The sequence below is a fragment of the Acidisoma sp. L85 genome (assembly GCF_009765865.1).
Taxonomy (GTDB): Bacteria; Pseudomonadota; Alphaproteobacteria; order Acetobacterales; family Acetobacteraceae; genus Acidisoma.
In genome coordinates this window covers 821-11,456 of record NZ_LMUQ01000034.1, presented here as the reverse complement: position 1 = coordinate 11,456, position 10,636 = coordinate 821, and the positions used below count along the sequence as shown (strand labels likewise).

The window sequence follows — 10,636 nt, the reverse complement described above, 5'->3', positions numbered from 1 at the left end:
AACGATGGCGATAATGTGGGTCGGGCGGCTTCTTCATTCCTCCATCCTGGCGCAGGATCGGGCCGCCCGCCAGACCCGGTTACCGTGACAATGCCCTCCAGATCAAGCGCCGGCTCGTCTAGCGGCAGAAGTGCATATGCTGACAGCGGTGATCCCTTTTCTCACTGTGTCCGCGGAGGGACTTTGAATCCGGCGAGTGTAAGCCCCCGCGATGACGCATCGCAAACCTAATCGGCCGCCGGAACCGGCCAAATGATGCCAGCGCGCGAATCGGCGGACCGTGACCTATGCGCTGGTGTATTTGCGGTGCAAGGACGCCAAACATCCAGTCACGCCCGCGTCAAGCCCGGCCGTGTATTTCGCGGACGATATGGCCGCTCAGCCGATGCGCAAGCGCCATGATGGTCAGCGTCAGATGCTTCTCGGGCAGCGATGGAATCGCGCCCCCATCGCACACATATAAATTCTCGAAATCATGACTACGCAGATTCGCATCGACCACACCACTGTTCGGGTCCGCGGAGATCGCGGTTGTGCCCGCATAATGTATGCCGGTGCCGTTATTGGTGCTGCTCCCATGGATGATTGTCCCGGACGCGCCGCGCAGCACGCGCCTTCCCCAGGCTTCCATCGCCGCCATCATCTGATGCGCCTTCGGCGAGGCGGTGAAATCGACCTCCACCTGCGGAATGCCGAAACGGTCGCGCTTGGCACCGGGTTTCAGACGGTTGGCCGGATTCGGCTCGCCGGGGCAGAACAGGCCAATAGTAGCGTAGCTATTAAACATCAGCTTCGCCAAACGCACCTTAATGGCTGGCGGAAATTTCTTCAGCCCAGTCAGGTAGTGTGGGATATCAGGAATGCCTTGGCTGTCATGACCGATGAACGGAAATGTCGAGCCATCGGCTAGCGTTCCGCGACCCATCACGATCAAGGGATCACCATAGCCAATATCGAAATCACGCCGCTTCCCCCAAAGCCGCCACAAGGACGTCGATAGCACCGACTTTGGATTGTCCTGCAGTCGCCGTCCCAGTTGATCCGATCGATTGCCGAGCCCGCCCGGATCGCGCTCGGTCGCCGAATTGAATAGAATGCGTGGGCTCTCCACCGCACCGGCCGCCAGAACCACGATGGCAGCCGAAAGCCGATGGGTGCTGCCTGTTGCCGTGTCGAGAAACTCGACGGCGGTCACGCGCTTGCCATCCGCACTGCTGATAAGCCGCGTCACCTTTGCATTCGGGCGTAAATGATAATTCGCGTGATTGGCAATGCGTGGCAGTAGCTTCGCGGGGAATTTGTAGACCGCCCCGACGGGACAGCCAAAGGCACAAGCGCCCGTCGAAATGCAGGAGGCGTGCGTGCCTTCCCGCGTGTTGATCGCCTTGCGATTAGGGATCGCGCGCGCGTCAGTATCCCTCAGCGCGACAACCGAGGCGGCAAGAAGGCGATCGACCGGCCGGAATGGCTTCGTTTCGATATAATCGCCATCGGGAAGATTCGGCAAATTCTCCTGTGTTCCACAAACCTCGGCCAGCCGTTCGACGGCGGTATAATGCGGCGCCAGGTCGCCGTAGCTGATCGGCCAGCTCGCAAAGTCATCGGCGGAGAATCGAAGGCTCACGCCGTTCCAAAGGTTCTGCAGCCCGCCGACAGCGAAGACCTGATATTGCAGGAAGCCATCGGGAGAACGCACAGCCGAAGCTTCACTCGTTGGGGCGAAAAGCGCGTTTCCGAAAAAGGCCTCATGAGGGTCGCTCGGCCATGTCGTATGCGGCCGGATCCCGAAATTCTTCACCGACCCAGGCGGGTCCTGGACGCGAAAATAATCCTCCGCGAGAAGCGGCCCCTGCTCCAATGACACGACCTTCAGACCGGCCATGGCGAGTTCATAGGCCAGCACGCCCCCGCCAGCCCCGGTTCCGACAACGCAGACGTCGCAAGCCTCGATTTCAACCACGGCGCACCCCCAGCGGCCATTCCCCGACCGAGGCCAGGAAACTCGGTGATGCGAATGCCAAATATTCCAGGAAGGACAGCAGGATACTCTCATCCGCACTCGGCCGTCGCAGCGAGAACCAGCGCCCTGACGGAATGCGCCCCTGTGCCGCGACACGCGTCAGAATGGCGTGGATCTGGTCATTCTGCAGCGCCACACGAACGACATCCTGCTCGATGTCACGCAAAAACCGCCGATAAGGACTAGCCGCGATCATGGCGCGAACCAGCGCCGCCTCCGCACTCTCCGAGGACCGGACGGGCGTGGCGACGAAACCCTCGACGCTCATGTGACAACGCCGCGCATCGGCGTCACAGGAACGCCTTCGCGACCTTGCGGAACGCGATGATGATATCGTTGACGTCCTCGTCGGTCAGGATCGAGCCGATCGACAGGATCATTCCGCGAGCATGGAACTCATCGCAGGCTGGCAGAGCCCCGACACCATATTCGTAGCCAGCCGCGAATGCATTGGCCGGATGGGTCCAGGGAAAGCCGTCCGTGCTATTTGATCTGCGATGTACCAGGCTCGGGATATTGGAATACCAATGGAGACCCCATTCGCGCATGGCGACGCATAGCAGGCTGCCTGACGGGCCACTAATGCCTTCAGCGCGTATGGCCTCGGCAAATCGAATTGACGTCTTTTCATCGCGGAGAAGCATGATCAGAAACGGCCCGGTATCGCCCGCCGGATCCCGCACATTGCGGAAGGCAAGTCCCGGAATTGCCTCCAGCTCAGTTCTTATAGTCCATTTTGCGTCATGCATCGCCTGCGTGATGCGCGGAAGTTTGCGAAACTGAGCCAGGACCATGGCGCCCGCAAGCTCCGACATGCGGGCACCGATGCCCCAGAGCTGGCAGGTTTCGTCCGAGGTATCGAGGCGTCCCTGAGAATTGCGGGCATAACCCAGATCATGTAGCGCGACGATCCGCCGGAACAGATCGGGGTCCTCGCAGACCATCATCCCACCATCGCCGGCGGTGATGTTTTTGTTGATCTGAAAGCTGAAAACACCGATGTCGCCGAACCGGCCCACGGCACGTCCGAACTGCGTACCGCCCGCGGCCTGGGCGCAGTCTTCGATCAGATACAGGCCACGCTGACGGCAGATCGCGGCGATTTCCTCGATCCGGCCAGGCGTTCCACTCATGTGCACTATCAGGACAGCCCGCGTATGCGGCCCGACCTTGGCTTCGAGATCAACCGGGTCCATGCCGAAACTGTCGTCGATATCGACGAGCCGGGGGATCGCCCCTGCCCTGACAATTGCCGAAACACAGCTTACCCAAAGATAGCCGGGCAGCAGTACCTCGTCGCCCGGCCCGATCCCGAGCGCGGAAATCGCGATGGACAGACCCGCGGTCGCGGAGGAAACCGCGAGTGCATGGCGATGGCCGAATGCCGCGCACCATTCCTGTTCCAGCGTATCGACCATATGCTGGAGGTCCGGACCGTAGAAGCGAAAAGGACTGCGAGCCGCCAGAACTATGTTGACGAGGTCGCGCTCCTCTTCTCCGATCCAGTTGGCGCCTGGCAACTCCCAAGGCAGCGGCCTGGTGCGAACCGGCAGTCCGCCGTCGATCGCGAGGCGATTGGCGAATTCGCGTATTTCAGTCGGCGTCTCGGACATGTCCTAGACTCTCCTTTCCAAGGGCCACGTCACGGCGACGGAATCCCGATCTTCGCGTGTTTATCGGGTACCCGCCGATACCAGTATCGCGCGATATCCTCGAGACTGCGATCTTTCGTTTCCGGCAAAAAACGGAGGAGATAGAGCGCGCCGATGACGTCGATAATCGCGTAGGTCAAGAAGGTGAAATGCAAGCCCAACATGCTCAGCATTGCCGGAAAGGTCAGCGTGAACGCCAATGCGAAAAGACTGCGCATGCCATGCGAGAAACTGGTCGCGGGACCTCGAATGGCCTGCGGGTAGATCTCGGCGACGACGATCTCTCCCACCTGCCCAAGGGTCAGAGCGAAAACGCCAACAAATACTGCGAGCACGCCCACGAGTGCCCATCGCATCGCATCGCCGGAGGTGCCGGACATCCAGGTAAAGATCGTCATGAGACCAAGGCAGGCGGCCATGATGAAAAGTCCTGACACCACCATCGGCTTGCGACCAGCCTTGTCAATGACACTGAGCGAAACGAGCGTCATCACAAGGAAGACGATGCTCAGGCCCAAGGTGGCGATAAAGGAAACCGCCGTGTCCTCGAACCCGATCTCCATCAAGACCGTTGGCGCATAGGACAAAATCATATCCCAACCGCAGAAGACGATCAGGAACATCAGGACCAGACCGAGCATCAAGGCCGGCCGATGCGGCTTCGTCAGCATGCCGGGCCAGCCATCATCCGCTTCCGTCCCCTGGTCGCGCGAGGCCAGACTTGCCACCAGCCCATCGATATCCGGCTCATCGAGTCGCGCGAGAACGCGCCGCGCCGCGCGCATCCGGCCATTGGCGGCGAGCCATCGGGGCGATTCCGGCAGCGGCAAAAGAACCAAGCCATAGATCGTGCTCGGCACCGCGATGAAGGCAAACATGTAACGCCAGCCATCAGCCGTCGGATCGAAGGTGAGTCCGACGCAATAGGCGAGGATCGCGCCGATGCCGTAGGTGACGGCCTCGAAGGAGAGAAGTCGGCCTCTGATGGCGGTCGGCGCGATCTCGGCCACATAGATGCCAGTGGTGGGCGAGGCGATGCCAATCGCGAATCCCGTGACCGCACGGCCAACAAGCAGCCAGTAGAAGGAGGGCGCGATGGCCGAGCCAAAAGCGCCGGCGACGAACAGGGCCGCCGTCGACATCAGCAGGTAGCGTCGGCCGAAGCGATCCGACAGACTTCCCGCGAGGAAGGACCCAGCCGCAAGACCGAGAACCAAGGCGCTCGGGATCATGCCCTGCTCCAGTGGCGAGAGGCTCCAGCTCTTGGCGATGAGAACCAGCGTGAGCGCCGTCACGGCGAAATTAAAGCCGATCAGCGAACCGCCCGTGGTGACAAGAGTTGTCACCGCATAATGCACGAACCGGCTATCTCGAATCAGCGCGGCGGCCTCCCTGCCCCGCTTGTCGATCGCGGCCAAGGTGAGACCCCGATTTTCCGGCAGCCTTGCTCGGAAATAGAAGAAGCCGGCAATCGCGATGACCATGTAAAAGACAAACACACCCGCAATCGCGATATGTCCGCCGAGCAAGAGCCCCATCGGCGAGGCAAGACCGTCAAACAACCAGTGGGACGCGGCGGCAAAGCCGATCGCCAGGCCGCGCAGACCGATGGGAAAGGACTCGGAGAGGATAACCCATGGAACCGGGCCGATGCCCAAAGCAAATCCGCCGACGAAAACAAAACAGCCGGCGGCCGCTATCATGCCGCCGATTTGCACGCCGCTGGATGTGAGGATCATGCCGAACGCCACGACAAGAAGGCCCGCCGCGGACGCGACGAAACTGAACAGCAGAAGCGGCCGACGCCCTACTCCGTCGATGAGCGCGATGGCCACCGCCGACATGGCGACATTGACAATCGCGAATGGCAAGGCATCGCCCGGACGGAAGCCGAGCCCGAAACTGAAATCCAAATCCGACAGGATCGTGGACGCGAAATAGAGAACGGCATTGATGCCGACGAATTGCTGGAAGAAGAAGAGCGCTACGCAGAGAAAAAGACCACGCCGTCCAGCCAGGGAGAATAAGGTCTGGAGCGCATCTCCTCGCTTCGACGTCCCGTCCCCGAGCAATGACAATGCCGGGTTCTCTTGCCCGTCCTCCAATTCTAGCCACAGCGGCGATTCATCGAGCAGAAGAGCCGCTCCGCTCAACAGAATTCCCAATACGGCGCCGACGCCCAGCGTATATCGCCATCCCTCGGGAAAAGCGTGAAACATGTTGCGCAGGACATAGGCTGAGAACAAGCCGAGCGCTATCGCCAGTTGGAAGGTTGCGACAAACGCGCCGCGTGAGCGCGGTGGGGCAAGTTCCGCTATATAGAGAGGCGCCGCCACGGAAATCGCGCCCACAGCCAAGCCAACCACAAGCCGCGCGACGAATAATGCATCCAGCGACGGCGCCAGGGCGCTGGAAAATGCCCCTAAGGTAAAAAGCGCCGCGGTCGCCATGATCACATCGCGGCGGCCGATCGTGTCACTCAGCTTGCCCCCCGCCAGGGAGCCGATCAATGCGCCGATGAGCGTCGCTGTACTGAGAAGAAGCAGGGAATCGTTCGAGAAATATGAGAGGTCGCGCGCGTCGTTCAGGCCGCCGCCGGCGACGCCCGTCTCATAGCCGAATAATAGCCCTCCGAGAGCCGCGACCGCTACAAGCCGGGAGGCGGTTCGCGTCATAGCGAACCCGCCATCGCCTCCTGATCATCGCTCGCAGCGGCCAATCTCGCCGAAGCGGCGCTGTTCGTCCGGAAATGCGTGACGCCATCGACAACACCTCGCGCGTGCCGGCGGGGTGCGATGAAGCAATGGCTCAGGGCCTCATGGCTGCCGAGACCGTCGCGGAAGTTCGCGACGATGATGGAATTCGGCATGGTCCGGAGCATCTCGATATCATTGCCGGAATCCCCCGCGACAAAAATACGCGCATTCGCCAAGCCGAGCCGCTTGCCTACGAATTCGACGGCCGTTCCCTTCGACGCGCGCCTGGGCAATACATCCAGGTAGCGATTATGACTGAAGGCGACGGAAGCGGACAGATTGTGGGCCTGCAGGGCCTCCTCCACGCGCGCCTTGAAGTCGCCCTTGCCGTGCGCGATGTAGCTGAGCTTGAAACGTCGCTGTTCGAGTGGTGACTGCGGCCTTAGCCCAGGTATGTCCTGCAGCGCGTCGATAATCTGCTCACGCTCCCAATTCTCGGAGATCCAATCTGCCCATTCGAGATCGGGCACATAGGATGGATGATCCGGCTGTCGGTAGTAGATCTCCGAGCCGACGCTCGTGATCATGATGTCCGGCAGAGGGGCTTCTTCCTGCTCCAAAACCGAGAGTGCGCTGTGCAGGCTGCGCCCGGATGCGATGGCGAAGCCTAGCTTGTGCTGCGTCCCAAACCATTCGCTGAATTCAGCAAGCGCCGGCCGCGAACCGAGAAGGGTATTGTCGATATCGCAGACGAGCAACTCGCGCGGCGCGGGCTGCTGCTGACCTTCCTGCTTGATCACCGCCCCCAGCAGCCGATGGTAGCGATTGGCGTGAGAGCGCCAGTCGAAACGGCGAACCGCACGAAAGCCCTCGCTTGAATAATCCTGCCACAAAGCCTCGTCATTGAGGATTCGCAGCGCGGAGGCGGCGATCTCTCCGGGATCGTTCGGATCGACAAGCTCGCCGTTCTGGCAAATTTCGACGATGTCATTGGGGCCGCCGCTGTCGGTCGCGATAATCGGCAATCCAACCGCCGCGGCCTCAAGCAGGGTGAGGCCGAAAGGTTCGTTGAGAGCGGGATTGACGAAGATGCCACGACGATACCAGGCATAGGCATATATTGCCGGAACATCGGCCGGCTGATGGCTCTTTGGCAGAGCGACCTTGCCGTAAAGATCATAGAGATCGATGAGGTAGAGTATGTCCTTCAGAATTCCGGCACTCTCCGGCTCAAGATCGTTCAGATCGTCGCGATTGCCGACAAAGATAACCAGATTGGCTTTTTCCTGAAGAGCTTTCGACTCGCCAAATGCGTGCAGCAGAGCAGCGATATTCTTCTTCACGACCGGCCGCGCGAGGGTAAGCAAGGGCGGCTTATCGTGATTGACGAGAAAGCGGTTGATCATCTTGTCGACGGACAGATTGGGCATAGCCGTGCGAAATGTCGTGAGTTCCGCGCCGGGTGGAATGATACGGATATGTCCTGGGCGGTAAGCCTCGTAATCGGCATATTGGTTCTCGGCCTCATCGCGTGAGCTTGCGATAATGAGCGAGGCGCCGGCGACCGCCCGTTCTTCCGTCTTGATTCGGATATCCGTCGCTGATTCAGAGTCCGGATGCGCAACGCCGCCGCTATCGAGAAACGCTTTGCGTTTGACGCGACCTAACGAATGCGCCACGAAAACGTAGGGAATGCCAAGCTTTCCCCGAACGATATCGGCGACCACGCCCGCATCAGCGTAGTGCGCGTGGATGATGGCGGGCCGCACTGGCTGCTGTTCAATCCAGTCTATCAGCGCTTCCGCGTAGGACGGCACCTCCCGCCACAGATCCTCCTTCGGGAGATAGCCCGGATCGACGGTTCTGAAGCGGACGATCTCGACCTTGTCTGACATGCGATCGCTGGGCGCCGCGTAATCCGGTCCGAATTCACTATCGAATGCCCGCGTCGCCACCACGATCCGATCGATATCGGCGGATTTCTGCGAAGCCTCGACCAGGCCGAGAAGATAGCGGATATGCCCCCCTGTATCGACATTGACGCCGTATTCGATGTCAGTGGCCCGAAGGCATCCCTGGAGGGCGATATGCAATACGAACATTGTCAAACCTGATGGTAGGGACTTGTGATTCCGAAATCGTCGTGTTCCGGTTGGGAGCCGCGAGCGAATTCTGCGGGAAAACTTAGGTCAAGGCTGGATGATCCATTGCTGCCTCCTGAACCGGCCTAGACGACCGTCCCTCGATTATGCGTAACCGCACCGAGCCGCCCGTAGCTCGGTCATAGAAGGCGTACACGGAGGAGTGTCACGACGCGCGAGTGTCGCGGTTTAAGGTTCATGATCGCATGCAGCCCGACGCAACTCGGTTAGCAGCACCCGGCACTGTAGCGCAACGATTTTGGTCGGAATTTCCTGGAAAAATAATGGAATTCCAATGGCTGAGCACCACGGGGCGGCGAAGCTTGCCCGCCTGATCTCGACGGCGCAGCCTTCGGCGCAGCTCGGGCACGTCAATCGGCTTGGTCTTCTTGGCGAGTCTGCCCTCCGCAGCCGCGCAGAGGCACGCAGCAAGGTCGGCTTGGAGCTTGTCGATTTTGACGCTTATGCGCGTGAAGGCATCCTTGCCGAGCGGCAGCCTGAGCGGCGGTGTGGCGGAGTCGGCTGCGGCCAAGAGGACATCGATAGCGCGATGCGGGTCGCCAGGCTGTTGCCCATCGTTGGTCCGGCCGAAGTCACGCGTCCTGCCGCTCGTCTCATCATACGCGGCGATGCGGCGGGCCGCGGTCGCAATTGATCGACCGAGGAAGTCTGTCCGGAAGGCACCCGGTTCGACGATGATGACGGCGATACCAAACGGTGCGACTTCCTCGGCGAGCGCCTCGGAGAAACCTTCGACCGCAAACTTGGTCGCATTGTAGAGGCCGAAGTCCTGCCGACCGGTAATCCCACCAATGGACGATCAGAGCGAAACGGGTTTGGATGGGTTGGCTGGTCGAGGCGGATGTGATTCCAAGCAGGTGTCCGAAGCCTTGCTGGAGCTCACATGTGGACGCCGACCAACCGAGCAATATAAGCGCACGGGCCTAGGCTATGGAAGCAGCCTGACCAACGATGAGTGGGCTCTTTTGGAGCCGCTTCTGCCGCCGCCATGCCGATGCGGCCGAAAGCGGAAATGGCCCATGCGCCTGATTGTCGAGGCAATGTTCTACATCCTGCGCGCCGGCTGTGCGTGGGACATGCTCCCTCGCGAGTTTCCTCCACTTTCGACCGTCTATCGCTGGTTCGCCCGGTTCCGCGACAGCGGAACGTGGGAAATAATCAGCCATTACCTGGTCATCCGTGACCGCGAACGGGTGGGTCGGGCCGCCAGTCCGACCGCCGGCGTGCTCGATAACCAAAGCGTCAAGACCGCTGAGGCTGGCGGCCCGCGCGGCTACGACGCGGGCAAGAAGGTGAAAGGGCGCAAGCGCCACGCGCTTGTCGACACAGACGGGCGTGCGCTGAAGCTACAGGTGCGGCCCGCCGACGTCCAAGACCGTGACGGCGCAGTACCTCTGCTACGTTCCTCGCGTCGGTCGTTCCCGTTCCTCGAAAAGGTATTTGCTGACAGCGGCTATGCCGGCGAGCGTGTAGCCAGTGCAACGCGAATCACGGTCGAGATCGTCCGCAAAGCCGTCGACCAAGTTGGGTTCACGGTGCACAAACGCCGCTGGGTCGTCGAGCGCTTCTTCGCTTGGCTCGGCCGCAACCGCCGCTTCTACCGCGACGTGGAACGGCTCATCTCCTCCGCGGAAGCCTTCCTCTACGCAGCATCAGCCATCATCCTGATCCGGCGCATGGGACGTTGCCTATCAGATTCGGAGTGAACTCTCAGTTTCCTCGATGGCGCCGATCAAGCCGAAGCCCGCATTGTTGACGAGAACGTCCAGCCCACCGAACATCGTCTCCGCTTTGGCGACGGCAGCTTCGGCTTTGCCCTTGCGCGTGACATTCAGCGGCATCGCGGCGGCGCTTTCAGGGTAATGCCGGACGAAGTCAGCGATGGTGGCGACGTTGCGCGCGGTGGCGACGAGTTTATCCCCGCGGGCCAGGACGGCCTCTGCGAATACGCGGCCGAAGCCGGTAGAGCAGCCGGTAATAAGCCAAGTCTTCATTATTAGCTGGATCCCTGTCTGTTTGGCGGATACAGGTCAGCGGGGCATTGTCACATTAATTGGAAGAGGACGTGTTTGAACGAAGCGCGCGGACTGAAAGCCGATCATGCCA

Annotated in this window: 8 protein-coding genes and 1 pseudogene; 2 read left to right on the top strand and 7 right to left on the bottom strand. The window is 60.6% G+C overall.

Annotated features, from left to right (window positions below):
* Positions 1–340: 340 nt before the first annotated feature.
* Genes GSQ83_RS09035 through GSQ83_RS09015 form a run of 5 tightly spaced genes read right to left on the bottom strand, consistent with a single transcriptional unit; the run spans position 341 to position 8,470 of the window.
* Positions 341–1,960 (bottom strand): GMC oxidoreductase, encoded by a 1,620-nt coding sequence (locus GSQ83_RS09035; RefSeq protein WP_216850010.1) that lies wholly within the window; start codon positions 1,958–1,960, stop codon positions 341–343.
* Complete coding sequence (locus tag GSQ83_RS09030; protein WP_158802563.1) at positions 1,953–2,288, bottom strand: hypothetical protein; 336 nt, start codon at positions 2,286–2,288, stop codon at positions 1,953–1,955. Before GSQ83_RS09030 ends, GSQ83_RS09035 begins: the two co-directional genes overlap by 8 nt.
* 22 nt (positions 2,289–2,310) lie before the next feature.
* Positions 2,311–3,633, bottom strand: coding sequence for a DegT/DnrJ/EryC1/StrS aminotransferase family protein (locus tag GSQ83_RS09025; RefSeq protein ID WP_158802562.1), 1,323 nt, complete (start codon positions 3,631–3,633; stop codon positions 2,311–2,313).
* Positions 3,634–3,662: 29 nt separating this feature from the next.
* A complete protein-coding gene (locus GSQ83_RS09020) occupies positions 3,663–6,347 on the bottom strand; it encodes a sugar porter family MFS transporter (RefSeq protein WP_158802561.1) in 2,685 nt (894 codons plus the stop codon).
* A complete protein-coding gene (locus tag GSQ83_RS09015; protein ID WP_158802560.1) occupies positions 6,344–8,470 on the bottom strand; it encodes an HAD-IIB family hydrolase in 2,127 nt (708 codons plus the stop codon). Before GSQ83_RS09015 ends, GSQ83_RS09020 begins: the two co-directional genes overlap by 4 nt.
* 334 nt (positions 8,471–8,804) lie before the next feature.
* On the opposite strand from GSQ83_RS09015, the gene GSQ83_RS30410 reads away from it, so the two are divergent.
* Positions 8,805–9,164: a hypothetical protein gene (locus GSQ83_RS30410; RefSeq protein WP_254065577.1), complete on the top strand. Its 360-nt coding sequence runs from the start codon at positions 8,805–8,807 to the stop codon at positions 9,162–9,164.
* 12 nt (positions 9,165–9,176) lie between these two features.
* On the opposite strand, the pseudogene GSQ83_RS31160 reads toward GSQ83_RS30410, so the two are convergent.
* Positions 9,177–9,323, bottom strand: a pseudogene (locus GSQ83_RS31160) (SDR family NAD(P)-dependent oxidoreductase); the annotation flags it as partial.
* 90 nt (positions 9,324–9,413) lie between these two features.
* On the opposite strand from GSQ83_RS31160, the gene GSQ83_RS09005 reads away from it, so the two are divergent.
* Positions 9,414–10,236 (top strand): IS5 family transposase gene (locus tag GSQ83_RS09005; protein WP_254065576.1). Its coding sequence is split into 2 segments (ribosomal slippage): positions 9,414–9,439 and positions 9,438–10,236, totalling 825 coding nucleotides; the frame shifts between segments, so codons are not numbered across the junction.
* Here GSQ83_RS09005 and GSQ83_RS09000 read toward each other — a convergent pair.
* The gene (locus GSQ83_RS09000; protein ID WP_158802559.1) at positions 10,222–10,524 is read right to left on the bottom strand and encodes an SDR family NAD(P)-dependent oxidoreductase; all 303 of its coding nucleotides are present in this window, start codon (positions 10,522–10,524) and stop codon (positions 10,222–10,224) included. The two genes, GSQ83_RS09005 and GSQ83_RS09000, sit on opposite strands and share 15 nt — an antisense overlap.
* Positions 10,525–10,636: the final 112 nt, after the last annotated feature.

Excerpts from the sequence above, each read along its gene's own strand:
- GSQ83_RS09030 (WP_158802563.1), bottom strand. The coding sequence starts at position 2,288 with ATGAGCGTCGAGGGTTTCGTCGCCACGCCCGTCCGGTCCTCGGAGAGT.
- GSQ83_RS09025 (WP_158802562.1), bottom strand. The coding sequence starts at position 3,633 with ATGTCCGAGACGCCGACTGAAATACGCGAATTCGCCAATCGCCTCGCG.
- GSQ83_RS09020 (WP_158802561.1), bottom strand. The coding sequence starts at position 6,347 with ATGACGCGAACCGCCTCCCGGCTTGTAGCGGTCGCGGCTCTCGGAGGG.
- GSQ83_RS09015 (WP_158802560.1), bottom strand. The coding sequence starts at position 8,470 with ATGTTCGTATTGCATATCGCCCTCCAGGGATGCCTTCGGGCCACTGAC.
- GSQ83_RS30410 (WP_254065577.1), top strand. The coding sequence starts at position 8,805 with ATGGCTGAGCACCACGGGGCGGCGAAGCTTGCCCGCCTGATCTCGACG.
- GSQ83_RS09000 (WP_158802559.1), bottom strand. The coding sequence starts at position 10,524 with ATGAAGACTTGGCTTATTACCGGCTGCTCTACCGGCTTCGGCCGCGTA.